At 71.2% G+C, this 24,714-nt stretch carries 26 protein-coding genes; 17 read left to right on the top strand and 9 right to left on the bottom strand.

Going from position 1 to position 24,714, the window contains the following annotated elements; all coding sequences use genetic code 11:
• Positions 1-4: 4 nt before the first annotated feature.
• The 4 genes from ACSMXO_RS13420 to ACSMXO_RS13405 form a co-directional block, all read right to left on the bottom strand.
• Entirely contained in the window at positions 5-859 is an 855-nt protein-coding gene (locus ACSMXO_RS13420; protein WP_346257812.1) for a helix-turn-helix domain-containing protein, read from the bottom strand.
• Positions 860-1,146: 287 nt separating this feature from the next.
• A complete protein-coding gene (locus ACSMXO_RS13415; protein ID WP_455417976.1) occupies positions 1,147-2,112 on the bottom strand; it encodes an NAD(P)-dependent alcohol dehydrogenase in 966 nt (321 codons plus the stop codon).
• A 136-nt stretch (positions 2,113-2,248) separates the two neighbouring features.
• The gene (locus ACSMXO_RS13410; RefSeq protein WP_455417975.1) at positions 2,249-3,214 is read right to left on the bottom strand and encodes a permease prefix domain 1-containing protein; all 966 of its coding nucleotides are present in this window, start codon (positions 3,212-3,214) and stop codon (positions 2,249-2,251) included.
• On the bottom strand, positions 3,211-3,546 hold the full coding sequence (locus ACSMXO_RS13405; protein ID WP_432889426.1) for a helix-turn-helix transcriptional regulator: 336 nt from the start codon (positions 3,544-3,546) through the stop codon (positions 3,211-3,213). Before ACSMXO_RS13405 ends, ACSMXO_RS13410 begins: the two co-directional genes overlap by 4 nt.
• Positions 3,547-3,643: 97 nt before the next feature.
• On the opposite strand from ACSMXO_RS13405, the gene ACSMXO_RS13400 reads away from it, so the two are divergent.
• The 7 genes from ACSMXO_RS13400 to ACSMXO_RS13370 all read left to right on the top strand — a co-directional run bounded on the left by ACSMXO_RS13400 (position 3,644) and on the right by ACSMXO_RS13370 (position 9,471).
• Complete coding sequence (locus tag ACSMXO_RS13400) at positions 3,644-4,003, top strand: MmcQ/YjbR family DNA-binding protein (protein ID WP_455417974.1); 360 nt, start codon at positions 3,644-3,646, stop codon at positions 4,001-4,003.
• Positions 4,004-4,144: 141 nt separating this feature from the next.
• Entirely contained in the window at positions 4,145-5,725 is a 1,581-nt protein-coding gene (locus ACSMXO_RS13395) for an alkaline phosphatase D family protein (RefSeq protein WP_455417973.1), read from the top strand.
• Between the two features lie 158 nt (positions 5,726-5,883).
• Positions 5,884-7,047, top strand: a complete 1,164-nt coding sequence (locus ACSMXO_RS13390) for a helix-turn-helix domain-containing protein (RefSeq protein ID WP_455417972.1) — start codon at positions 5,884-5,886, stop codon at positions 7,045-7,047.
• Positions 7,048-7,171: 124 nt separating this feature from the next.
• Entirely contained in the window at positions 7,172-8,386 is a 1,215-nt protein-coding gene (locus ACSMXO_RS13385; protein WP_346257759.1) for a helix-turn-helix transcriptional regulator, read from the top strand.
• 241 nt (positions 8,387-8,627) lie between these two features.
• Positions 8,628-8,825 carry a hypothetical protein gene (locus tag ACSMXO_RS13380; RefSeq protein ID WP_346257760.1) on the top strand — a complete coding sequence of 66 codons (198 nt, stop codon included), beginning with the start codon at positions 8,628-8,630 and terminating at the stop codon, positions 8,823-8,825.
• Complete coding sequence (locus ACSMXO_RS13375; RefSeq protein WP_346257761.1) at positions 8,783-9,073, top strand: hypothetical protein; 291 nt, start codon at positions 8,783-8,785, stop codon at positions 9,071-9,073. Before ACSMXO_RS13380 ends, ACSMXO_RS13375 begins: the two co-directional genes overlap by 43 nt.
• Positions 9,070-9,471, top strand: coding sequence for a hypothetical protein (locus ACSMXO_RS13370; protein ID WP_455417971.1), 402 nt, complete (start codon positions 9,070-9,072; stop codon positions 9,469-9,471). The genes ACSMXO_RS13375 and ACSMXO_RS13370 overlap by 4 nt, the downstream gene beginning before the upstream one ends.
• Before the next feature lie 46 nt (positions 9,472-9,517).
• Here ACSMXO_RS13370 and prfH read toward each other — a convergent pair whose 3' ends face one another.
• Together prfH and ACSMXO_RS13360 are read right to left on the bottom strand one after the other, a co-directional pair.
• Positions 9,518-10,162, bottom strand: a complete 645-nt coding sequence (gene prfH, locus ACSMXO_RS13365; RefSeq protein WP_455417970.1) for a peptide chain release factor H — start codon at positions 10,160-10,162, stop codon at positions 9,518-9,520.
• Positions 10,159-11,358, bottom strand: coding sequence for an RNA ligase RtcB family protein (locus ACSMXO_RS13360; RefSeq protein WP_455417969.1), 1,200 nt, complete (start codon positions 11,356-11,358; stop codon positions 10,159-10,161). Before ACSMXO_RS13360 ends, prfH begins: the two co-directional genes overlap by 4 nt.
• A 293-nt stretch (positions 11,359-11,651) precedes the next feature.
• On the opposite strand from ACSMXO_RS13360, the gene ACSMXO_RS13355 reads away from it, so the two are divergent.
• Complete coding sequence (locus ACSMXO_RS13355; RefSeq protein WP_455417968.1) at positions 11,652-12,746, top strand: hypothetical protein; 1,095 nt, start codon at positions 11,652-11,654, stop codon at positions 12,744-12,746.
• Between the two features lie 9 nt (positions 12,747-12,755).
• On the opposite strand, the gene ACSMXO_RS13350 is transcribed toward ACSMXO_RS13355, so the two are convergent.
• The 3 genes from ACSMXO_RS13350 to ACSMXO_RS13340 all read right to left on the bottom strand — a co-directional run bounded on the left by ACSMXO_RS13350 (position 12,756) and on the right by ACSMXO_RS13340 (position 15,331).
• The gene (locus ACSMXO_RS13350) at positions 12,756-13,874 is read right to left on the bottom strand and encodes a Gfo/Idh/MocA family protein (protein ID WP_455417967.1); all 1,119 of its coding nucleotides are present in this window, start codon (positions 13,872-13,874) and stop codon (positions 12,756-12,758) included.
• Positions 13,844-14,554, bottom strand: coding sequence for a ThuA domain-containing protein (locus ACSMXO_RS13345; protein ID WP_455417966.1), 711 nt, complete (start codon positions 14,552-14,554; stop codon positions 13,844-13,846). The genes ACSMXO_RS13350 and ACSMXO_RS13345 overlap by 31 nt, the downstream gene beginning before the upstream one ends.
• Before the next feature lie 234 nt (positions 14,555-14,788).
• Positions 14,789-15,331, bottom strand: coding sequence for a hypothetical protein (locus tag ACSMXO_RS13340; protein ID WP_455417965.1), 543 nt, complete (start codon positions 15,329-15,331; stop codon positions 14,789-14,791).
• A gap of 372 nt (positions 15,332-15,703) precedes the next feature.
• Between ACSMXO_RS13340 and ACSMXO_RS13335 the strand changes: the two genes are divergently transcribed.
• From ACSMXO_RS13335 to ACSMXO_RS13295, 9 genes are all read left to right on the top strand, one after another.
• A complete protein-coding gene (locus ACSMXO_RS13335) occupies positions 15,704-17,134 on the top strand; it encodes a lysyl oxidase family protein (RefSeq protein ID WP_455417964.1) in 1,431 nt (476 codons plus the stop codon).
• A 138-nt stretch (positions 17,135-17,272) separates the two neighbouring features.
• Positions 17,273-17,566 carry a hypothetical protein gene (locus ACSMXO_RS13330; protein WP_346257771.1) on the top strand — a complete coding sequence of 98 codons (294 nt, stop codon included), beginning with the start codon at positions 17,273-17,275 and terminating at the stop codon, positions 17,564-17,566.
• Between the two features lie 118 nt (positions 17,567-17,684).
• Complete coding sequence (locus tag ACSMXO_RS13325; RefSeq protein ID WP_346257772.1) at positions 17,685-17,960, top strand: hypothetical protein; 276 nt, start codon at positions 17,685-17,687, stop codon at positions 17,958-17,960.
• Positions 17,961-18,241: 281 nt separating this feature from the next.
• Positions 18,242-19,222: a cellulose binding domain-containing protein gene (locus tag ACSMXO_RS13320; protein ID WP_455417963.1), complete on the top strand. Its 981-nt coding sequence runs from the start codon at positions 18,242-18,244 to the stop codon at positions 19,220-19,222.
• A 111-nt stretch (positions 19,223-19,333) separates the two neighbouring features.
• A complete protein-coding gene (locus ACSMXO_RS13315; RefSeq protein WP_455417962.1) occupies positions 19,334-20,110 on the top strand; it encodes an arsenate reductase/protein-tyrosine-phosphatase family protein in 777 nt (258 codons plus the stop codon).
• Positions 20,107-20,487 carry a VOC family protein gene (locus ACSMXO_RS13310; protein ID WP_346257775.1) on the top strand — a complete coding sequence of 127 codons (381 nt, stop codon included), beginning with the start codon at positions 20,107-20,109 and terminating at the stop codon, positions 20,485-20,487. Before ACSMXO_RS13315 ends, ACSMXO_RS13310 begins: the two co-directional genes overlap by 4 nt.
• Before the next feature lie 157 nt (positions 20,488-20,644).
• Positions 20,645-22,774, top strand: a complete 2,130-nt coding sequence (locus tag ACSMXO_RS13305) for an MMPL family transporter (RefSeq protein WP_455417961.1) — start codon at positions 20,645-20,647, stop codon at positions 22,772-22,774.
• Between the two features lie 20 nt (positions 22,775-22,794).
• Entirely contained in the window at positions 22,795-23,979 is a 1,185-nt protein-coding gene (locus ACSMXO_RS13300) for a sensor domain-containing protein (RefSeq protein ID WP_455417960.1), read from the top strand.
• Positions 23,967-24,608, top strand: coding sequence for a LuxR C-terminal-related transcriptional regulator (locus ACSMXO_RS13295; protein ID WP_455417959.1), 642 nt, complete (start codon positions 23,967-23,969; stop codon positions 24,606-24,608). The genes ACSMXO_RS13300 and ACSMXO_RS13295 overlap by 13 nt, the downstream gene beginning before the upstream one ends.
• Positions 24,609-24,714 lie beyond the last annotated feature (106 nt).

Below are 24,714 nucleotides of genomic sequence, written 5' to 3'. Positions count from 1 at the left end.
CCGGTCACCGGGGTGCCTCGTCGAGGTCGCGGATGATCCGGTCGAGGATCTGGAAGGTGTCCTTGAGCGGCGCGGCCTCGACGAACAGCCGGTTCACCGCCTCGAAGTAGCAGTCGACATCCTCGCGCTTGTCGAGGTAGAGCGCGCTGGTCAACTGTTCGATGTAGACCAGGTCGGCCAGGTCCTGCTGGGGGAAACGCAGGATGGTGAAGGCGCCGCCGGCCGCGGCGTGCCCACCGGCGGCGAGCGGGATCACCTGGAGCTTCACGTTCGGCAACTTCGTGACGATGCCGATCAGCGCCTCGATCTGGTCCCGCATCACCTGCCGGCCACCGACCGGGCGGCGCAGCGCGGCCTCGTCCACCACCGCCCACAGCATCGGCGGATCGGGACGGCTGAGCAGCTGCTGCCGCTCCATCCGCAGCCGTACCCGGCGGGCGACCTCCTCCTCCCGGGCGGAGCCGTGGCCGAGCCGCACCACCGCCCGGGCGTACTCCTCGGTCTGGAGCAGCCCCGGGACGAACTGGACCTCGTAGGTCCGGATCAGTGTCGCCGTCGCCTCCAGTCCCAGGTACCGCTGGAACCAGTTCGGCGTGACGTCGGCGTACGGATGCCACCAGCTCGACGTGTTGGCCTCGCGGACCCGCGCCAGCAGCATCGCCCGCTCCTGCTCGTCGTGCACACCGTAGAGCGACAGCAGATCCAGTACGTCGCGCTCCTTGAAGCCGACCCGGCCCAGCTCCATCCGGCTGATCTTCGACTCCGAGGCACGGATCGGCTCGCCCGCTTCCGCCCTGGTCAGTCCCCGTTCCTCGCGCAGTCGTCGTAGTTGGGCCCCGACCAGGATCCGTACGGCCATCGGGCCGTCGCCGGGTCCGTCCGGCTGTGCCGATCCGCTCACCTCACACCTCCGGGTTGCTTCCCGACGCCAAGCATGCCATTGGGTCTTGGCCAGAGCCACCGGCCGGCCACCGTCGGCGATGACCGGACGGACGGGCCGGTCCCTGGTCACCCGGACCCGTTGTGCGATCTTCGCAGGTCACGTTCCTGCGGCCGGCGCCGCCCGCGGCCGAGGGCCGGCGCGGCACCGCTCGAAAGTTTTTCGGAGGCCGTCGTCACCCGTTCGGGTACCGCCACCGCACGGGGTCACACGGTCAGCACGATCTTGCCGCGGGCGTGCACGGTCTCGACGAGCGCGATCGCCTCGGCGGTCTCGCGCAGCGGGTACGTCCGCTCGATCATCGGCGTGATCTCCCCCGCCGCCACGAGTCGGGCGAGCTGGTCCAGGTCGTCCACCCTGGTCGTCGCGGTCAGCACGCGCAACCGCTGGCGTACGAACGGTGCGGTCGCCAGGACGCCGGCGAGCAGGGGCAGCGGACCCAGCAGCGGGCCCCCGGTGCCGGTCGAGCAGACGTACACCCCGGTCGGGGTGAGCAGCCGGCGGATGGCGGAGAGGCGCTGGCCGCCCGCGAGGTCGACGACGACGTCGAACCGGTCCGGTCCCCGGGTGACGTCCTGCCGGGTGTAGTCGATCACGCGGTCGGCACCGAGCGACCGGACCAGCTCGACGTTGCGGGTGCTACAGACGGCGGTCACCGTCGCCCCCCGCCGCTTCGCCAGTTGCACCGTGAAGGTGCCCACCCCGCCGGAGGCGCCGTTGACCAGCACGGTCTGGCCGGCTCGCAGGTCGGCCCGGCGCATCGCCTGTAACGCGGTGGTGGCCGCGATGGGCAGTGTGGCGGCCTGCTCGTCAGTCACCCCGGCCGGCCGCCGGGCCAGCCGATCCGCGGCGACCGCCGCGTACTCGGCGAACCCGCGCTGGTTCACCTCCCCGAAGACGGCGTCACCGACCGCGAGGCGGGTCACCGCCGGTCCGACCGCCTGGACGGTCCCGGAAATGGCCCGGCCCAGCACCGTCCGGTTCGGACGCCGCAGCCCGGTCGCGAGGCGGGCGGCGCGGGGAAGACCGTGCAACCAGACCCGGTCACCGTGGTTGACCGAGGCGGCGCGGACCCGGACCAGCACCTCCCGCTCGCCGACTTTCGGCATGTCGACGTCGCCGTAGCGCAGCACGCTGGGCGGCCCGTACTCGTCATGGATGATCGCCTTCATGATGTCTCCCCGGTCGTCTGAGGGGTCTGCGGGCAGGCTGCGGGTACGCGCGCCGACGGTGCTGACGACGGCGTACCGGGTCGGGCGGAGCGCTGGCGCTGGTGGCGGTGCGGTGGAGGCTGTCCGGTGCGGGCGGTCAGCGGCGGCGGGCCTGACCGGCGGCCTCGCCGATGGTGTGCAGGATGGTGAGGACGGCCAGGACGACGAGGCCGGTGTTGATCCACCGGGGCACGCCGGTCGACCAGCCGGCCGCGGCGGCAAAGGCGGGGCTGAGCACCCGGTCGGTACCGGCCAGCCAGATCACCATGGCCGGGGTGGCGAGGTTGACCAGGGACCCGGTGATGCCCAGGGCAAGGTTCCACCGCAGGTAGTACTTCGCGTACCCGAAGCCGAGGCTGAGGACCGCGACCGCGAGGAAGGCGTACACGACTCCGGTCTCCCAGAGCCACGGCGAGAGGATTCCGACGGGACGACCGGCGGCGTCCCGCTGGGTGCTCAGCACCGGTGAGAGCAGGATGAGGCTGCTGAAGAGGACCAGCGCCGCGGTCTCGCTGATCAGCTCGGCGTACCGGATGCGGCGGCTGGGTGGCTCCGGCAGTGCGGCGGGGGTCCACCGGCCAGCCCGCCACCCGGCCGCGTGCCGCCGGTGGACGACGCGCTCCACGACCGCGAAGGCCAGCGTCGTCCAGAAGGCGATGTGGACCGTGACGGTGACCGCCGTCCCGGCGGCGGTGCCGAGCACGCCGGCGACGGTGTCGCCCTGGACCGTCCGGAGCAGCGCCACGCCCACCACGGCGGCCGGCAGCACGGTGGCGAGCAGGACCCGCAGCAGCCGGGTGTAGTCCCCGAACAGCCCGGGCCCGATCAGGTACGGCGGGTGGTCCGCGTACCCGGCGGCCAGCCGGGCCGGGTCGCCGAGTTCGGCGAGGACCGCGATCTCCGCCTCGGCCGGGTCGGCCCCGGACTCGAGCCGCTCGTCGATCGCGTCGGCGATCGAGGTACGCAGTTCCCGTTCGATGTCGGCGCGTTGCCGCCCGGGCAGCCGCCCGAGGGCCGCCGCCACATAGCGGTCGGTGAGGGTGCCGGGAGCGGTCGTGGTCATAGCTCATCTCTCAGGGTGCGGAAGGCGGCGTCCAGCGTTTCCCAGTCCTGGCTGAGCAGTTCGGCGATGTCGAGGCCCTCGCCGCTGGTGCGGTAGAACTTGCGCGGCCTGGACTCCTCGGTGTTCCAGTCGCTGGTCAGCAGTCCCTGCTTCTCCAGGCGGCGCAGCAGCGGATAGAGCGTGTTGGCGTCGACGGCGAACCCGCGCCGGCCGAGCAGTTCCAGCAGGGCGTAGCCGTAGTTGGGCTTCTTGAGGATCAGCAGGCAGGCGAGCACGACGGTGCCCCGTCGTAGCTCCTGCAGGTGCGTCGAGAGAAGCTCGTCGTCCGGCATGACCACTACGATACTGTGTGGCACACACTAATGTAAGAGCACCAAGCGTCGTGTGAACGACAGCGCGCTTTTACGCCGGAGCGACGGGCAGGCGAGAATGTTCGACGTGGCGGTGACGGGTGCGCAGTTCCTGCGGATGGTGGACAGGCTCGCCGAGGTCGAACGGGCCCAAGCCCGCGACTACACCTCGTTCAGCGTCCGGGGCAGGCGCTTCGGCTACCACTGGCCCCGGACCAAGACGGTAGGGCTGAAGCAGACGCTCTCCGAGCAGGCGGCGCTGGTCGCCGAGCGGCCGGACGTCTTCGAGGTGCAGTTCACCTCCGGCGGCTTCGGCTGGGTCGTGGTGCACCTGCCCCGGATCGACGCCGACGAGCTCGCCGAACTGGTCCACGAGGCCTGGTGCCTCTCCGCACCCGAAGAACTCGTCGAGCAACACCCGCTCGCCGACCTGAACTGACCCATCCGGCGGGTCACGCCGCACCGGCCTCGGCGGACTGTTCGTGCTGTTCATCGTGAGTTCCGGCGGGTGTCACGTCGAAAAGTTGGGATGGGCGAGATCAACGGCAACACCGACCGCTTTTGTGGAGGCACCCCACCCATGTCGCAGTCCCCGCTGACGCTGCCCCGTCGGTCCTTCCTCGCCCTCGGCGGTGTCGCCGCCGGTGCGGCGGTACTCGCCGCCGAGCCGGCCTCGGCGACCTCCGCCGACCCGAACGACCGGATCACCCTGCCGGGGTACGTCTTCACGCTCGGCGTCGCGTCCGGCGACCCGACGCCGGACGGCGTCGTGCTCTGGACCCGGTTGGCGCCGGACCCGCTCGCCCTCGACGGGCTCGGCGGGATGCCCGGCCACAGCGTGCAGGTGCGCTGGGAGGTGGCCGAGGACGAGAGGTTCCGCCGGGTGGCACGGCGCGGAGTCGAACGGGCCGACCCGGGGTGGGCGCACTCGGTGCACGCCGAGGTGCACGGCCTGCGGCCGGACCGGGTGTACTGGTACCGGTTCCGGATCGCCGACCAGGTCAGCCCGGTGGGACGGACCCGTACCGCGCCTGCGCCCAGGACGGCGCTGCGCGCGATGAGCTTCGCGTTCGCGAGCTGCCAGGCGTACACCGACGGCTACTTCACCGCGTTCGCGCACCTGGCCCGGGAGGAGTTGGACCTGGTCGTCCACCTCGGCGACTACATCTACGAGGGCGGCGGCGCCGGCTCGATCGGGCGCGCCCACCTGCCGGCCACCGAGACGTTCTCGCTGACCGATTACCGGATCCGGTACGCCCAGTACAAGCTCGACCCGGCGTTGCAGGCGGCGCACGCCTCCGCGCCCTGGGTGGTGGCTCCCGACGACCACGACGTGGAGAACAACTGGGCCGGCGACCACTCGCAGCCGGACACCGAGCCGGACCAGGACCCGGCCGTGTTCCGGCTCCGCCGGGCCGCCGCCTACCAGGCGTACTACGAAAACCTGCCGCTGCGCAGGTCGTCGATGCCCAGGGGCCCGGAGATGCAGGTCTACCGGCGTCTGCGGTTCGGCGACCTGTTGCAGCTCGACGTGCTCGACACCCGGCGGTTCCGCGACCAGCAGCTCACCGACCCGTCGCTGCGGTGGGACCCGAACCGGCAGATGCTCGGCGCCAAGCAGGAGGCGTGGCTGCTGGCCGGGCTGGCCGCCTCCACCGCCCGCTGGAACGTGCTCGGCAACCAGATCTTCGCGATGGAGGCCGACCACACGGCGGGCGAGGGCGAGAGGTTCGGCATGGACACCTGGGACGGGTACGCCGCCGCACGGCAGCGGCTCTTCGACGGTGTGGTGCAGCGGCGGGTCGAGAACTTCCTGATCGTCACCGGCGACGCGCACCGCAGCGTGGCCGCCGACCTGTTGCTGGACTTCGCCGACCCGAACTCACCCACGATCGGCACCGAGTTCCTCGGCACCTCGATCAGCTCCGGCGGCAACGGGACGGACATGGACGCGCTCGGCGTGACCTGGCTGGCCGAGAACCCGCACATGAAGTTCCACAACTCGCAGCGCGGCTACCAGGTGTGCCACCTGGGCCGGCACGAGATGCGCACCGACTACCGGGTGGTGCCGTTCGTCGATGCCCCGGACGCCCCGGTCTCGACCCGGGCCAGCGTCTACGTGCAGAGCGGGCGGCCGGGCGTGGCGCACGTATCGGCGTGACGGCGCTACCGCCCGCCTGACTCGTCCGCAACGCAGCGCGGCGCACACCTTGTCCCGGGTTGAGGAAGCTATACCCGGTCCGGTGTACCGTCCGAGGTGGCGGCTCGGGGTTACGGCCCGGGTCGCCACCACCCCAGCCGTAACCTGGGACGGTCACGATGCACGACGTCGACCCGTACTTCGGGCCACTGCTCCGCCGGCTACGCCGCGAGCGCGGATTGTCGCTGCGCGGTCTCGCACAGCTCGCCCATCGGTCGAAGAGTCACATCCACGAGCTGGAGACCGGGCGGAAGCCGCCGAGCCTCCACGTCGCCCAGCATCTTGACCGTGTACTGGACGCCGACGGCGCGCTGACCGGCTGCCTGACCCCGGCGCGATCAACCCGGGACGAGACCGAGGCAGCATCCCTCGCCCACCTGATCGACACGACCGACGTCGGCACCGACGTGCTCGCTACTGTCGAGCTGGCCGTCGACGACCTGGCGAGCGCGTACGCGACCACCCCACCCGGCCTTCTGCTCGACCCGATCCGCCAGCAGCTCGCCCAGGTCGGCCGGCTCCTCGATGCCCGGACGACGCTCGACCAGCGGCGGCGCCTGCTGGTCGCCGGAGGGTGGCTCAGTCTGCTACGAGCCACGGTGCACATCGACCTACGCCACCGGGGCGCCGCCGCCGCGCACCTGTCGATCGCCGAGCAGATGGCGCAGCAGACCGGACACCGCGAGATCCAGGCGTGGTGCCTGGAGACGGTGGCGTGGGACGTGCTCACCGCAGGCGACTACCGGCGGGCGCTCAACCTGTCCCGCCAGGCACAGGAGGTGGCGCCGCGTGGCAGCTCGGCGTACATCCAGGCGACCGCGCAGGAAGGCCGGGCGTGGGCCCGGATGGGTGACCAGCGGGAGACGCGGCGGACGCTCGGCCGGCTGTCCCGGCTGGTGGCGCCGCTGCCGGTGCCGGACAGACCCGAGCACCACTACCAGTACGACCCCGCAAAGGCGCTCTCGTACACCGCGACAACGCTTGCCTGGGCCGGCGACCCGGCTGCCGAGGACTACGCCCGGGCGGCGGTCGCGGAACTGGACGGAACCGCCCGGCCACGACGTACTGCGTCGGCTCGACTGGATCTCGGCCTGGCGCTGGTCGCCGCTGGGAAGCCGGACGAGGCCAGCGTGACGGCCCAGGCGGCGATCATCTCCGGCCGGGTGGTGGCGTCGAACTGGTGGCGGGCGTCCGAGGTGGTCGCGAGCGTGGAGGCGACCGGGATCAGCGAGGCCCGGGATCTCCGCGACGCCTACGAGGCGTACCGGCCACTGCCGGCGTAGCGGACAGCGCGGCGTCGCAGCGGACGCCGGCGTGCGGGCCGACCCCAGTGCGCGCCAGCGTAGCAGCGGTGACCACCAGCGCGTACGGTCGGAGTCGATGACCTCGTGCGGGAGGTGGCCCACCATGGAGCCTGTCATCGAGCCCGGTACGACCCCGGGCCAGCGGATCAAGCTCTACCGTAAGCGTGCCGGCATCACCCAGGAGGTGGCCGCCCAGCTCAAGGGCTGCACCGTCAGCGCCTGGCGAAAGTGGGAGTCCGGCGAACGCTCCGTCAACAGCATCGGCGACTGGATCGACATCGCCCGGATCCTCAAGGTCCGCGACCTGTACCGGCTGACCGGCCTGCCCGTAGGGCAGCTACCGGACGAGCCGGGCGAGCACGAGAGCGTTGCGCCGATCCGGGCCGCGCTGCTCGCATACGCGCCGTCTCTCGACGGAGCGGAGCCGGATCTCGACGCGCTGAGGCGGTCGATCGCCTGGGGCTGGGACACCTGGTACGGCTCGGGGGAACGGTACACCCGGACCGGGCCCCTGCTCGCCGAACTGATCCACACCACCCGGGCAACCGTGGCCGCGGTCGACGGCGAGCAGCGGCGCGACGCGCTACGGCTGGCGGCCGAGGTGTACCTACTCGTACGGGCGTACGGCAAGCGGCTCGGCGCCTTCGACATCTCGATCCTCGGTGCCGACCGGGCGGTGGCCGCCGCGCACAACGCGGACGATCCGCTGTACCGGGCCAGCGCGGCCTGGCACATGGCGAACGTGCTGAGTGCGACCGGCCACACCGAGGAGTCTGCCGCGCTGTGCCGGGACGCGATCGCCGACCTGAAGGACGTTTCCGGGGTGACCGAGGCTGATCGGCATGTGCTGCTCGGTGCCCTGCATCTGATGCTGGCGGTCCAGGACGCGCGGCTGCGTCGCGACGGCGCGGCGGCGGATGCGCTGGACGTTGCCGAGCGGACGGCGGGGGTGACCGGCGAGACGACCACCCATCATCTGTTCTTCGGGCCGACGAACGTCGGGGTGCACCGGTCGGCGGTGGCGTTGGAGGTGTCCCGCGCCACGGAGGCACTTCGGATCGCGGAGCGCGTCGACATCGAGCAGACGCCCAGTTTGGAACGACGCCACGCGCACTACTTGCATCTTGCTCGGGCGTACGCGATTCGGCGGGAAGATCTGGCGGCCGGTCACATGCTGCTACGCGCCGACCAGGAGATCCCCGAAGAGTCCAAGCTGAACGTGATGATGCGGGCTGTGTTGCGGGAGTTGCTGGTACGTGAGACCCCGACGACCCGGCCGGTCGTGCGTCCCCTCGCCGAGCGCCTGGGCATCGGCTGATCAGCCCCGACAACTGCCACGCGGTGGGGTACTCCCCCGCGGCGTGACGGTGCTGCGTGCCCGAACCCGTACGGTCCGTTACGGGACGCATCGACACGACCTGTAGCCGTCCGGGCGGACAGGGTTGCGTCCTGGCCGGTCCGGGGCCCGTCCCCCGGACGCCCCGGGCCGGTGCCGATCAGGTGGAGAGTGGCGCTCCGTGACGTAGCGCTCCGGGGCGCCACGACCGGGAAGGACGGGCATGGACAGCATCGTGGCCCAGCAGCAGACCGACGAGCAGATCATGGCCGAGCATCTCGCCGGGCACCGGTGTGCGGAGTGCGCCCCCCAGGGTGGTTGCATGCGGATGCTCCGGGTCATCCGCCGCCGCCAGGCGTACGCCGACATCCTCGCCGCGTGGACGGGCATCCGGACCGGCCCTGGGCGGCTGGTGTGGTGATCCGGATGGTGCGGCGCTGGCTGACGGTGGAGTGGCCGGTGCCGGTCGAGTGTGCCTTCGCCCGCCTCGTGCTCGGCACGCACGCGCTGCGGGAGTGCGGCCGGTGCGGACCGGACGGCTGCCCGCTCTGGTCGTGGGCGACCGAGGTCCACCGCCGGGAACACGCCGTGCGGGTGCTGCTCGGCGGCACCCTGCCGGCGGCGGTGACGGCCGGCGACGTCCGCGCGGCACTGGAGCGGGTCCGGTGAGCATGGTGCCGGAGAGCGCGCCGGGCCTGGCGATCACCTGGGCGCACCGGATCATCACCGAGCACGCCGAGGGTCGCGGCTGCGGCCAGTGCCGGGCCCGCTGGTGCCCGACCGCCGAGTGGGCACTCTGGGTCGTCGTCACCGAACACTCCCCGCCGCCCGGTGAGGGCGGGAAGAAGCTCGTGACCACTGTCGCCCGGCAGGTGCTCACGGCGCACTGGCCGTACGGCGTCGACGGCTGCCGACCATGCGGGCTGCCGGACTGCACCCGGATGCAGGTCGCCGCTTCCTGGCTGGAGACGGTCCGGGACGACTACCTGCCCCCGTCCATTCAGGCCCTCCGGCCGACGGCGGTCCCGACCGATGACGACCTGCGCCGCATCACCGGCATGGACTGACGCGAAGAAGAAGAACGCTCTGGGTAAGGGTGTGATCAACCCGCAGCTACCGCTGACCGGACGGCAGGTCCGGTCGTTCCACCCGTACCGGGTTGCCGCGTACGAGCTCGTCGTGGATGCGCCAGCGGGCGGCGGTGACGGCCCGGCCCGCCGCCTGGTCGCCGTCCGCGAGGCGCTGCCGGATCAGTTCCAGGGCGAGGCGGCGGTTCTGGCTGAACTGCCGCTCGGTGTCGACCACCACGACGATCCCGGATGGACGGTGGGTGGCCCGCACGGCGGTACTGGCCTTGTTCCGGTGCTGCCCGCCCGGGCCACCGGTACGGCAGCCGACGATGTCGACGTCGGACTCCGCGAACGACGTCCGGGGAGCGTCGACCTGGCAGGGGCGGGCGACGACGTACCAGTTCTTCCGGCCGGTGCTCGCCCGGTAGGGGCTCGGTGCCTGCCAGCAGAGGGTGCCGGTCCACGAGCCGGCGAACTCCTCGGCACCGGATCCGGAGATCTCCACCAGCACCGATCGGTAGGTGCCGGGCCGGTCGCCCGGGACCGTCTCGACCCGCGACGTGCGCAGACCCCGCCGCAGGGCCTCCGCCTCCAACCGGTGCAGCAGCCGGGCGACCGCCCAGGCGCACTCCTGCGGGCCGCGCCCGGCCGAGATCAGCAGATGGTGCCGGCTCCGCGCCGCGGTCACGACCGCCCCCGGCCGCGGCGGTGGTCGTGGCGGTCCCGTCGCCCAGCCGACCGGACGTCGCCGCCCCGGTCGACCGTCTTGTACGTCACCAGCGGAACCGTCGTGGCGGCCGGGGTGGCGAGGCCGTGCTCGACCAGGTCCGCGATCACCTGCTCGATCCGCTTGTACGCCGTTGGCGCCTCCTCGAACAGCAGTTGCCGGTCGCCGCAGACCACCAGCGACCCCACCGGGGTACGGCGGAGTTCCTCGACGGTGTGCTTGGCCCGGCCCCGGCGCAGCGCGTCGGCCCGGGACATCTTGCGGCCGGCGCCGTGCGCGACGGAGAAGTTGGCCTGCGGCCCGGAGTGGGCGGCCACCAGATAGGAGCAGGTGCCCCGGGTACCGGCGATCAGCACGTCCCGGCCGTCGCCCGGCGCGGCTCCCTTGCGGTGCAGGTACGCCCCGTCCCGGACCTCGACGAGGTTGTGGCACTGGTCGATGATCGGCTCGGTGGGCTTGGCGCCCAGGGCGTGCAGCACCCGGGCGGCGAGAAGTCGACGGTTGACCGATCCCCAGCGTACGGCGGCGTCGTGCAGTTCGAGGTAGCCGGCCGGGTCGGCGGCGGGGCCCGCACCGTGCCGCTCGGTGTGCGCCCGCAGGATCCGCTCGCCCAGCCCTCGGGATCCACTGTGCACGATCAGGACGAGATCGTCGGCGGCGAGCCCGAGCCGGGCCGTGTGGCCGGGGTCGAGGACGGTCTGGATCCGCGCCAACTCCACGAAGTGGTTGCCTCGGCCCACGGTTCCCAGGCCATCGAGGTGACCGGCCGGAATCTCGCCGTCCACGACGGCCCAGGCCGGGTCGTCGGCGTCCCGCTCCGGGTCCAGGGCGATGTCGAGATCGGGGAAGCGGCGGGCGATCTGCTCGGGTACGACCCGCTTCAGTCCGACGGGGAAGACGGCGATGCCGCAGCCGATGTCGGAGCCGACCAGGAACGGGTACAGCACGGTCGACGTCATGGCGGCACCGATCGGGGCACCCTTGCCGGGGTGCAGGTCCGGCATGCCGGCCACGGAGCGCATGCCGTCGAGCGCGGCCACCTGGTGGCACTGGTCGACGGCGTCGGACTCGATCCAACTGCGGGCGGAGGCGAAGACGGTGACGGTGGCGGACCCGGCGGTCGACGCGGACTCCGGCCGGGACTTCTGCTGCGACAAGGACGCTCTCTTTTCGAGAAAGGCAGGAAAGGACAGGCGCTACGGCTCGCCCGGCCGCGCGACGGCGCGGCGTAGGGGCTTCGGCTCAACTGGGGTGCTGCCCGTCAGAACGTCATGATCCCAGCCTCCTGGAACCCGGCCGGGTGCGGCAACCGGTTTTCCCGCCCCGCCGACTCGACCACGTCCATCGCGGCCGAGGCGTGACAGCTGTGCGAAAGGGATCTGACAGCGCCCACACCTAGCCTCCATCGCGAAGCCGTGACGTACCGCGCATCGTCTCGGAGGAGGTCGCCATGCCGGCAGAACTGGATGCGGGATCAGCGCTCCGTGCCCGCTACGTCCGGCACCCGCCCCTGGACGGGATGGGACGGGTCCGTGCGTACCTGACCCGGCCCGTCCCGGTCGGGGCGTACCTGCGGACCTGTCGGGCGCTGGAGGCGCACACCCACGGCGTCGGCGGCAGCAGGTGGTCACTGCGTGGACTCGTCGACGACGGACCGGTCTCGGCCCGGAACGTGGCCGACGTGCTCGCCCTCGACACGGCGATCGAGGTCAGCCAGGCCCCCGCCGTCGTCGACGGGCGACCCCGAACCTGCCTCTGGGTCGCCCGGAACCTCCCCGACCGCCTGCCCGCCCGCCACGTCCGGGACGACGTCTTCCGTCAGATCCAGGAGGTGCGCGCCTACCAGCGCGGACTCGACGGCGTCTTCCACGAACAGGCCACCGCGATGCTGGACCGGGCCCGGCAGCACGGCCTGAGCCTGGTCTGCCACGACCCGTTCGGCGACTGGGGATCCGGCGGCATCGACGTCGAGAAGTTCGTCCGGCTGGTGACGCACTTCTTCTATCTCGACCCGGAGACCGCGCGCGGGATGGCGCGGGGCCGGGGGTACTCGCCCGGCGGGAACTACCTCTTCGGAATGAACGGGCCCGACGGGCGGCTGATGTGCGTGTTCGTGATGGCCGCCTGGCCGTGGGGGTTCGAGCCCACCTACACGATCATCGACCGGAGGCAGCTCGGGCCGATCCTCGACCTGAGCGTGGCCTCCGTGCTGATGCTCCTGGCCAACGCGCTGGTCGTCGACCGGCACGGGCGGGACGTACTGGTCATCGGCGAGGCCAACTCGCTCAACGCCCGTCCCTGCGTCCAGGCCGGCTTCGAGCCCATGCCACCCGTCTTCGACGACGGCGAGCATCCGGTGCACACCAACGTCGTCTGGGCCGACAACCCGCTCGGCGACTTCACCGTGCCGTACGGCTCGGTCACCCGCATCCCGGACTACCGCGAGGTGCCGTACACCAACTACGGGGTCGGGGTGCTCGCGCCGGGCAAGGTCGAGCCCCACCGCGACCGGGCGCGGGAGTTCCTGGCCGCCGGGCGCACCTGACGGCCCGGCTCAGCCCGCGGTCGCCGGCTCTCCCTTCCAGTCCTCGGCCCGGGTGTGCGGGATCGGTGCCGGCCGCTCCACCACCGTCGTCAGCGCGATCCGCCGGCCTTCGGCGGCCGACCGGAGCAGCGCGGTCATCGTCTCGAGCACGTGCAGCGCGAAGTCGCCGCCGGCCCGCGGCGGGCGCTGACCGTCGGCCCTGACCAGGTCGATCAGGCCCAGCCCCCGGGAGCCGTCGGCATAGCCCGCCCGTGGTTCGAGCGTGCGCCACCCGGTGCCGCCGAGCGGGAAGAGCCGGACCTCGCCGTCGAAGCGGTTCGGGTCGGGTACCGCGAGGCTGCCCGTCTCACCGTGCACCTCGATCGGTGCGGCCGTGGTCGCCACGCCGTCGAAGCTCGTCGTGATGGTGGAGAGGGCGCCGCCGACGTGTTCGAGTACGCCGGTCACGTGACTGTCCACCGCGACCGGGATCCGCTGGCCGGTGCGTAGCCCGGAGCCGATGACGCGCTCGGCGCGCAGCCGGCTGGCGGCACCGACCACCGCGCGTACCGGCCCGAGCAGGTGCACCAGGGCCGAGATGTAGTACGGACCCATGTCGAGCAGTGGACCGCCACCCGGGGCGTAGTAGAAGTCGGGGTGGGGATGCCAGCGCTCGTGCCCGGGCGTGACCATCACGGCCGAGGCGGAAAACGGGCGCCCGATCAGGCCGCCGTCGATCGCCGCGCGGGCGGTCTGGGTACCCGTGCCCAGGACGGTGTCCGGGGCGCAGCCCAGCCGGACGCCGGCCGATCCGGCCCGCTCGACGATCGCGCGGCCCTCCGGGAACGTGACGGCGAGCGGTTTCTCGACGTAGACGTTCTTGCCCGCGTCGATCGCGGCGAGTGAGATCTCGGCGTGCGCGGCGGGGATCGTCAGGTTGAGCACCGTCCGCACGTCGGGATGGTCGAGCAGCCGGGCGACGCTCACCGCCTCGGCACCGGGCAGCGTGGCGGCGACCGCCGCCGACCGGGCGGCGTCGAGGTCGGCCACCGCGGCGATGCGCAGCTCGGAGTGGTTGGCCAGCGTGCCCAGGTACGCCCCGGAGATGACTCCGAGACCTACGACGCCGACGCCGTGCGAGCCGCCCACAGCATCCCCCTCTCGATGACCGTGCGCACGCTCGGGTGCTCCAGCACGTCGAGGCTGTGTCCCGGAGTCGTCACGACGATCCGCCCGGCGCCCCACTGACGGGTCCAGATCGCCGGCGAGGTGACCGGCCGGTGCCACGGGTGCCACTGCCGGGTCGGGTGTGTCGTGGTGGCCAGCACGTCGATCAGGTCGTCGTGCAGCACCCAGTACTGTTCGGTGACCAGGTCGAAGTCCTCGATCCCAGCGGTGATCGGATGCTCCCGGCCCAGCTCGGTGATGTTCAGCCTGTGCGGCAGGAAGTTGTCCTCCTCCCCTCCGCGCCGCTCGCACGGCTCCTTGCCCGGATGGGTCGCGAACTGGCCGCCCACCAGATGCAGGTAGTCGGAGGAGGCCCGGAACGAGTCCGCGATGCCACCGTGCCAGCCGGTGAAGCCCGTGCCGGCGACGACGGCGGCGCTGAGCCCGCTCAACTGCTCCGGGGTGATCTGTGACATCGTCACGCACTGCACGACGAGGTCGGTGTCGGCCAGTTCGGCGGCGTCGGCGTAGATCTCGGTCGACCCCTCGACCCGTACGGCGTAGCCGTTGCGTTCGAGGAACGGGATGAACAGATCCGTCGCCCTGACCGGCTGGTGCCCCTCCCAGCCGCCACGAACCACCAGTGCCCTGCGCTGTGCCACGCCCACTCCCTCTCCCGCCCGTCGCCCCGGCCGGCTCGCACCGCCCCGAGGCGACGTGCCGCCGACGCCCGTCCTTGTCGATCACTAGCACCGTAGCCCGCCCGGCCTATGGGGTCACGGTGACCGGAGCCCTTGTCGACGTGCCACCGGCGCTGTCGGGATGCACCGTGACGGTGCACGAGGTATACCGGGGCGGGACCGCGACAGCCGTGCCGGCCCGCCGGAGGTGCCGGGTCAGGCCCGGAGGGAGCGTCCGGACGCGGTCAGCGCCTCGCCGAGTATCCGGACCGCCTTCGGGCCGATCCCGTGCATCGCCAGCAGCTCGCCCTCGGTCAACCGGGCGACCTGGCCGAGGGTGGTGATGCCGGCGCTGAGCAGCGCCTGCGTGGCCGGCCGTCCGATGCCTTTCGGCAGGTCACCGACCTCGCCCGCGTCCGCGGTCTCGGCGGCGGCGGCCCGCGCCGCGAGCCGCTTCGGTGCCCGCGCCAGCCAGGCACGGCGTACCCAGTGGTTGAGCTGCTGGCCGTTGATGTCACCGAGCGGGACACGTACGCCGACCGGCACCGCGCCACGGGCCAGCCGCTGCGCGTTCGGGTGGGCCGCGAGGACCGCGTCCACCTCCGTGTTGGGCAGATGGAGCCACACATCGCCGTCCCCGCCCGCCGAGGCGAACCATTTGTCGCGCACGGTGAACTCGACTCTGCCGGCCCGGCCGCCCCGCTCGACGGCTTCGGGCAGGGAGAGTGCGGTCTTGCGAAGCTGTGCGAGGGTCGTCACCGGTCCACCTTGGTATGCCGACCGCAGGTCGGACGTCCTTGGGCCGGAAAAGTATACGAGCGCGGCGGCGACGGCGCCTTTCATCCTAAAAGCTATGACCGCGTTCTCTGAAAGTTTTGTGAAAGGTCACTGAAAGGTGCTCACCGTAGGGTTGCGGTAACAGCTACAGAGCCCTCTGATCACCAAACCTTTTTCAACCTGAACCACGCGGCGCCTACCCACGCGTCCGACCTTGCGGTCTGCCGGACTGCAAGGGGAGGTTGAAAGAAGATTCACTGTAAACGATAGGTCGCGCTGGAATTCCGTGCCCTCGCTGGCTCTACATCGACACAAACGGAGGTGCGCCGCGTGCGAGTCGTCTGCCGGTTGGTCGTGAGCATCGCCCTGATGCTGACCATGTTCAGCCCGGCACCGGGAGGTGCCGCGCCTTCATGGGCCTCAGGGCTGCGGCTTGTGGTCGGAGCAGCCTCGGTTACCTTGGACCGGGTTCAGGTGGCTCCAGGGGTGGTCATACCACCCAAGCTCGATCTGAGCACATTCATCAGAGCTGACGGATCATCGTTCGAGGTCCGGGCCGTGCGCAGTTCGTACGACAAACCGGTTACGGCAACTCAGGTCATCGACCAACGTGGCCGAACTGTCCAAAGGCCACTTCCGACTGGTCTGGTGAAGGACCTCACGGGTCTGACGGACTTCTTCCACGTCACCCTGACCAATGCGGCCGGTGCGATTGCCCTGGATCAGAACCTGACCTTCTGTCCCAACTCAGCAGCTGTTGCGGCTCGACCTGACGCCGTCCAGGACTCATCTTTCCCGGCCGCGTGCACCACGCACCCTTTTGCTCTTGGCGCGCTTTGGGGAATTGACGCCGGGTGGGCCGCACCGGTCAACTCCTCGGAGAGCCTCCGACCTGACATTCCGAGTGGCGAATACACGGCGACCATCTCTGTCAACGAGCCTTATCGCGGTTTCCTCGACATGCCCGCTGAGGTGAAGATCGTACGCGTCACGGTGCGAACAACCAGCCAGGGACCGATCATGCCCGCAGGTCTTGCCCCGCACCCGGCTGGCGTCCCTTCGGCGGACCCACCACAACAAGCACCATCAGCGGTCAAGGCCAACCATCAACGACCGGATCTACGGCCGCTGCCACCCAGAGGGCTCACCATCGACAGCAAGAATGGCCGAGACCATGTCATATTCAGCGCGACAGTCTGGAACGCCGGACCAGCGCCGTTGATCGTGCGTGGCTATCGTCGGCCGGGCGAGGACGTGATGGACGCATATCAGTACGCCGTTGACCGGGCTGGCCGGACTGCCGGGTTCGAGCCGGTCGGCACGATGGAATGGGACCCGCGGCAGGGGCACGAGCACTGGCACTTCACGGACTTCGCTCGCTACAGCCTACTCGGCGCCGATCGGCAGGAGATCGTCCGCAGCCAGAAGGAAGCCTTCTGTCTCGCGAATACCGATGCCGTGGACACCCTGGTGGAAAATGCCAGCCTCGACCCAGGGAATCGGGACCTGCACTCGTCCTGCGGGAAGGTCTCGTCGCTCGCTGTCAGCCAAGCGCTGGCCGTTGGATGGGGAGACACGTACGCGCAGACGCTTCCCGGTCAGTCCTTCGACGTTACAGACCTTCCCAACGGCGAGTATTTTGTCGAAATCGTCGCCAATCCGAACGGGAACCTCGTCGAGACAACAGGATCCAACAACACGGTTCTACGCAAGATCGTCCTCGGTGGCACCACCGGAGCCCGCACTATCGCGGTTCCGCCGTACGGATCAGTCATTGAGAGCTGACCCGGCGCGCACTGCGTGATCCGGCGCGGTCGCGACCCGAAACCTGAAGTCACGGGAGGTGAAACCACGAAATATCGCTGAGCGCACACAACACGCAAGCCAGCAAGCCCGAACAACCAGTCCCGAAAGGAACAGCCAATGCGGAAGATCCTGACCCTGCTGCCGATCATTGTAGCCGCCATCGCTATCCCGCTTGCCACTGCGGCACCAGCCTCCGCGGCCACGTCGCCGCAGACCGCCAAACACATGTCGGCGCAAACTGCGAGTACGGCCAGCGGATTCTGGTTTGACACTCAGACGTATTTCGGAAATTGGACCGTTTGCAATGACTGGGGAGCCAAGTTTGCCATGCATTACCCTCACCTCTACGACAATTGGCAGTGCAGCCTGAACGCGGATGGCACCTGGCAACTCTGGCTCCACCACGTCTGATACGCATTGCACCAAACGGAGGGGAAGGATGTTGGAGGGGTAGCCCTTGGAACGACCCCGCTCGCACGACACCGACAACGGTGGTTCAAGCGCACCATCCGATCTGAAGGAGCGAACGATGCGAAGGATCCTGACGCTACTCGCCGTAACAGTGACGCTCATGGCACCGATTGCCGTCGGAGCACAGGCGTCTGCGGCCAGCATCACCACAGCCGCGACGCAGGCGCCGGCCGATACGTGGGTGCACTGGGGTGACTACGGATACATCGAGGACTGCATAGATCAGGGTTACTATCTGTATTACTACTACCCCGACAAGTGGCGTGGATTCGAATGCACCACGAACAGGCACAAGCCGTTGACGCCGTATGAACTCTGGATGCTGCAACGCTGAGCCCGCGTCATCGCCTGCCGGCCCCGCCAGGGGCCGGCAGGTCTGTGCGACCAGGTAGGCGACGGGCGATGGTGTCGAACGGCGACAGTTGCGCTCCGAGGTGCGGAATCTCGCGGCGGACGACGTGGCGGGTCCGGGGCGGGTAGCGGTGTGATCGACCAGGCCGGTGAGTTCGTGCGCGAGCGCTCCTTGGACTCAGCCGCGGAGTCGGAATTCCGCAGGTACGCCCGGAATGACGGGACGTGATTGCCATTTAAATCGAAGGCAATTAATGTACGCACATGGCAATCCTGACGCGTCGCGCGGCATGTGCGGTGGTCCTGGCGGCGGCACTGACTCTCGGCGTCGCGGGGGTGGTGCTGCTCCCGGCTCCCGCCGAGGCGGCCACCTCGGCGTTCCAGAAGGAGCGCGAGTGGTCGACCGGCTACCTCGGGAAGATGACCGTCCGCAACGACACCGCGGCGACGATGACCGGATGGCGGGTGGAGTTCGAGTTGCCGGCCGGAACCAGCGTCGGCCACCACTGGAACGCGGAACTCAGCCGGGTCGGGACGCGTCACGTCTTCACCAGCCTCGCCTGGAACGGCACCCTCGCCGCCGGCGCCTCGACCAGCTTCGGCTGGCTCGCGGCCGGCACCGGCACTCCCCAGTCCTGCCTGGTCAACGGCGTGGCGTGCGACGGCGGCGACGGCGGCGGGCCGGACGTCAGCCCGCCGGCCATCCCGGCGAACCCGCGCAGCGCCCTCGGCAGCCAGACCCTCACCCTGCTCTGGGACGCCTCGTCCGACGACCGGGGCGTGACCGGGTACGAGGTCTTCTCCAACGGCAGCCGGATCGCCACTACCACCGGCACCAGCCACACCATGCCGATCCCACCGCCGATGATCTTCACCTTCGGGATCCGGGCACTCGACGCCGCCGGCAACTCCTCCCCGTTCGCCATCATCAAGCTGGGCTCGCTGCCGGACAGCGATCCCCCGGCCACCCCGGGCAACCTGCGGCTCACCGGCCCGCAGGACGGCCACTACCGCCTCACCTGGGACGCCTCCCGGGACAACGTCTTCGTCGCCGGATACGAGGTGCGGCAGACCGGCACCGTCTCCGGAGTCACCCTGGTCGGCGGCGCCTTCGGCTACGGCATCTCCCGTGGGTACGGCACCTATCTGTTCGAGGTCCGGGCCTTCGACAGCTCGGGCAACTTCTCCGCTCCCGCGCGCGTCGGGATCGCGGTGGACCCGCCACCGCCGACCCCGACGCCCTGACCGGAGACTCCGCCTCAGACCCCGGGAACCGCCGGCATCGCGCCGCCGGGCCGACAGGCGCGCATGGGATTCCACTCCATCCATCAAATTGGTTTGATGTATCGTGTGCGGATGGTCATGTCGAGTCGATCCGCCCCGGCGTTCGTCCGGCTGGCCGGCCACCCGCTGCGCTGGCAACTGCTGACCGAGCTGGCCGGCAGCGACCTGCGGGTGCGTGAGCTGGTCGCCCTGGTCGGCCAGCCGCAGAACCTGGTCTCCTACCACCTGCGGCTGCTCCGCGAGGGCGGCCTGGTCGCCACCACCCGCAGCACCTTCGACGGCCGCGACAGCTACTACCACCTGGACCTGGACCGCTGCGCCGAAGCGCTGGCGGCGACCGGCGCGGCCCTGCATCCGGGGCTGCGCCTGGCCCCGGCACCGGCGGCGGCCCGCGCGGTCGCGGCGGTCACGGTGCTCTTCGTCTGCACCGGCAACAGCGCCCGCTCGCCTCTGGCCGAAGCCCTGCTCCGGCACCACACCGCCGGCCAGGTCGCCGCGACCAGCGCAGGCACCCGCCCCGCGCCCCGCCCGCATCCACACACCGCGCGGGTCCTGCGCCAGGAGCACGGCATCGACCTGCCACCCCGGCGCCCCCGGCACCTGCACACGCTCACCGGCCGGCGCTTCGACTACCTGATCACCCTCTGCGACAAGGCTCGCGAGGTCGGCCCCGAACTCGTCGACCACGATCGCCGGATCCACTGGAGCATTCCCGATCCCGCGCCGTCCGGCGACCCCGACCGGCAGCACTATCCGGCCTTCGCGCGTACGGCGGCCGATATCGACACCCGGATCCGACACCTCATACCCGTGCTCGCCACCATCGACCCTACGGAGGTCCAGCCGTGACCGCAGCCGACCGGTACGCCAGCGTCCGCTATCTCGTCGACGACGTCCAGGCGGCGCTCGACTTCTACACCACCCACCTCGGCTTCCAAGCGAACAGCGACGCGGCTCCGGCCTTCGCCGACGTGGTCCGCGGTCCGCTGCGACTGCTGCTGTCCGGTCCCGCCAGCTCCGGCGCCCGCGCCACCCCCGCCGACGCCGCCGACCCGGGCCGCAACCGCATCCACCTCGTCGTCGACGACCTGGCCGCCGAGATCGACCGACTCCGCGACGCCGGGGTCTCGTTCCGCAGCGAACTGGTCTCCGGGCCCGGCGGACGGCAGATCCTGCTCGCCGATCCCGCCGGCAACCTGGTCGAACTCTTCCAGCCCGCCCGGTAACCAGCTCGCGCCACGGCGCGCCCTGGTCGCGGCCACGCACCGCCCACCGGGCGGAGGGTGGTGCTGGCACCACTGTCAAGAGACCCTCGCGCACCATCGATGACGCCCGCTGCGATCCATAGCGTCGACCCCGAGACATCGTCGAAGGGAGCGGGACGTGTTCGAGAGGTGGGGGGCGGCCGTGGTCCGGCGCCCGGTGCGGGTCATCGCGGCCTGGCTGGTGCTGGTGATGGGGCTGGGTGGCCTGGGCTATCTGGTGCTCGGGCCGGACGGGGTGGCAGCGGTCGCCGGACAGAACGAGGCGGACTTCCTGCCGGAGCGGTACGAGTCGGTCCAGGCGGCCAGGTTCGCCGAGCGGGCGTTCCCGTCCGACGGGCCGGAGGGGGCGAGCGCCGTACTGGTGCTGTCCCGCGCCGACGGTGCGGCGCTGGGCGCGGACGACCAGGCCAGCGGGCGGGACGTGGTCGCCGGTCTCGGCGGTGCCGGCGTACGCGAGGTCAGCGAACCCACGCTGTCGCCCAACGGCAAGGTCATGCTCGCCCAGGTGACGTTCGCGGACGACGTGGGGCAGCCGGAGGTGTCCAGCGCGGTCAGCCGGCTCCGTGCGGAGACGTCGGAGCGGCTCTCCGGTACGCCGCTGCGCTCCGGCTACACCGGCGAGGCGGCCGTGGCCAAGGACAGTGAACTGCTGGACCTGCTGGTCAGCGTCGGCATGATCGTGATGATCCTGGTGCTACTGGTGGTGATCTTCCGGAGCCCGTGGGTGGCCCTGCTCAACCTGCTGATCATCGCACTGGTCGGTCAGGGCGCGGTGGCGGTGATCGCGATCGTGGCCAAGGCGACCGGGACGACCCTGGACGGCTCGGTGACCGGGCTGCTGCCGGTGGTGCTCTTCGGGGTGGGCACCGACTACGTGGTGTTCCTGCTGTACCGCTACCGCGAGCGGTTGCGCCTCGGCGAGGACCGGCGTACCGCGATGGTGGCCGCGCTCGGGCGGGTCGGTTCGGCGATCGGGGTCTCCGCGCTGGCGGTGGCGGTGTCGTTCGGCGCGCTGCTGCTCTCCGGGTTCGGGTCGTTCCGGATCCTCGGGCCGGCGCTGGCGTTCGCCGTACTCGTGATGGTGCTGGCCGGACTGACCCTGATCCCGGCGGTCTTCTCGCTGCTCGGCCACCGGGCGTTCTGGCCGTCGAAGGCATGGCGGAACGAGCCGAGGGCGGGCCTGGCCGCCCGGACCGGTGACCTCGTGGCCCGGCGCCCGGCGGCGGTGGCGCTGGCCGCGATCGCCATCCTGGCGGCGCTCGGTGCGGCCGCGCTGGCGCACCGCCCCAGCTACGACATCGCCACGATGCCGGCCGGTACCGAGTCGGCCCGCACCATGCAGCGGCTGGAGTCCGGCTTCCCGGCCGGCACCCTCAGCCCCACCTCGGTCTACCTGTCCGGTCCCGGCCTGACCGAGCAGACCGTCGGCGCGTACGCCGAGCAGCTCGCCGCGCTGCCGATCGTCGGTGAGGTCGGCGGGGTGCGGACCACCGGCGAGGCGGCCCAGATCGACCTGCTGCTCGCCGCCGCCCCGTTCAGCAAGAAGGCGCTCGACGCTATGGTGCACGAGCTGCGCCCGGCCGCACACGCCGCCGCGCCGGCCGGCAGCACCGTCCACGTCGGAGGCGAGACCTCGGTCTTCGCCGACGTCCGTGCGGTGGTCGAGGTGGACCTGCGGGTGATCCTGCCCGCCGCCGGCCTGCTGATCGGGCTGGTGCTGCTGCTCATGCTGCGCGGGGCACTCGCCCCGGCGTACCTGCTCGGCGCGGTGGTCGGTGGCTTCCTCGCCACGCTCGGCGCGGCGGTGCTGGTCTTCCAGGGTGCCGTGGGGCGGCCGGGGCTGACCTTCACGCTTCCGCTGATCGTGTACATGTTCGTCGCGTCGATCGGTACCGACTACAACATCCTGATCATCGCCCGGATCAGGGAGGAGTTGCGCGACGGCGCCTCCCGGCGGGAGGCGGTACGGGTGGCGCTGCGCCAGGCCGGCCCGCCGGTCGCCGCGGCCGGGGTGATCCTGGCGGCGTCGTTCGGCGCGCTGACCGTCTCGGCGACCCTCGCCGAGGTCGGTTTCGCGGTGGCGGTGGGAGTGCTGCTCTCCACCTTCGTGCTCTCCTGGCTGCTGGTACCGGCGCTGACCGCGCTGCTCGGCCGGGCGGCCTTCTGGCCGGCGCGGGTGGGAAGAACGGCGGCGCCCCCGGCCGCAGACCCGACCGGGGCGCCGGTGTCGGCGACAATGGTGCCGTGATGATGTGGTGGAGGCGAGCGGTGCGGGACGCGGGCCACCTGCTGGTCAGCACCATGCTCGGATTGGCGGCGCTGGGGCTGCTGCCGCTCACCGTCGTGGCGTTGGTGCTCTGCCTGCTGCCGCCGGTGGGTGCGCCCGTGCTGCGGTTGGTGACCAGACTCACCCGCCGGCTGGCGGACCGGCAGCGGCGCCGGGTCGGGACACCGATCCCGTCGCCGTACCCCGCCGCTCCGGGCGGGATCCGCGACATCGTGACCGATCCGGCCTTCGGACGCGACCTCGGATGGCTGGTCGGCCACGCGGTGACCGGCACGATGGCGATGTTCGTCGTGGGGCAATGGCCCGCCGGCCTACAGGGCCTCGTCATCCCGGTGCTGTATCAGCTCCTGCCCGCCGACGTGGAGCTCCAATACCAGGGCCTGCCGATCACCAGCACCACCCGGTCGTTGCTCACCGTGCCGATGGGCGTACTGATCCTGTTCGGGGCCTACTTCCTGCCCTGGGCGTACCGGGCCGGCGAGGCGGGGGTGGCCCGGTGGCTGCTCTCGCCCACCGCCGCCGCGCGGCTCAGCGCCCGGGTCGAGCGGCTCGTCGAGACGCGCACGGCCGTGGTGGACGCCTCCGCCACCGAGCTGCGCCGGATCGAACGCGACCTGCACGACGGCGCGCAGGCCCGGCTGGTGGCGCTGACCATGAACCTCGGGATGGCGGAGGACATGTTCGACACCGACCCGGTGGCGGCCAAGGCGATGCTCGCCGACGCCCGGGCCGGCGCGCAGACCGCGATGAGCGAGCTGCGCGACCTGGTACGCGGCATCCACCCGCCGATGCTCGCCGACCGTGGCCTGGCCGGGGCGGCCGAGGCGCTCGCCGCGGCCAGCCCGGTGCCGGTCGACCTCGACCTGCGGCTCGGGCGGCGGCTCGGCGCGCCGGTCGAGTCGGCGGCCTATTTCGTGCTCGCCGAGGCGCTCACCAACGCCATCAGGCACGCCGGTGCCGGGCGCATCGAGATGTCCATCGTGGACGAGGAGACGCGGCTCCGGCTGCGGGTCCGCGACGACGGCCGGGGTGGCGCCGATCCCGCGTTCGGTACCGGGCTGCGCGGCATCGAGCGGCGGCTGGGCGCGTTCGACGGCAGTGTCACGGTCACCAGCCCGCCCGGCGGCCCCACTCTGGTGGAGGCGGTGCTCCCGTGCGGGTCGTGATCGCCGAGGACCTGGTGCTGCTGCGGGACGGCATGGTGCGGATGCTCACCGCGTACGGCTTCGACGTGGTGGCCGCCGTCGCCGACGGTGCCGGGCTCGCGGAGACCCTCGTGTCGCTGCGTCCCGACGTGGCGGTGGTGGACGTACGCCTGCCGCCGACCTTCACCGACGAGGGCCTGCGTGCCGCGATCGCCGCCCGCCGCGAGGTCCCCGGCCTGCCGGTGCTGATCCTCTCCCAGTACGTCGAGCAGGTCTACGCCCGCGAACTGCTCGGCGACCGGACCGGCGGGGCCGGCTACCTGCTCAAGGACCGGGTCGGCGAGGTGCGGGAGTTCACCGACGCGATCCGTCGGGTGGCGGCCGGCGGGACGGTGCTGGACCCGGACGTGGTGGCCCAGTTGCTCGGCAGCGGCCGGGCGGCGCAGTTGGCGACGCTGACGCCGCGCGAGCGGGAGGTGCTGGCGGTGATGGCCGAGGGGCGGTCCAACGGCGCGATCGCCGCCCGGCTCGTGATCACCGAGAAGGCGGTCAGCAAGCACATCAACAGCATCCTGACCAAGCTCGACCTGCCGCCGTCGGACGACGACCACCGGCGGGTACTGGCGGTGCTGGCGTACCTGGGCGGCTGACCGGCCGGGTGCGGGTGCGGGTACGCCGGTCACCGTTGTGCGGCTCGGCATTCCACGTATAGCCAGACGCCGATTGACAAAGTTTGGTTTCCAAACTTAGTGTCGG

It is taken from the genome of Plantactinospora sp. DSM 117369 (genome assembly GCF_053764795.1).
Note: the sequence above shows the minus strand (reverse complement) of the source record. Positions and strands in the feature narration are given on the sequence as shown.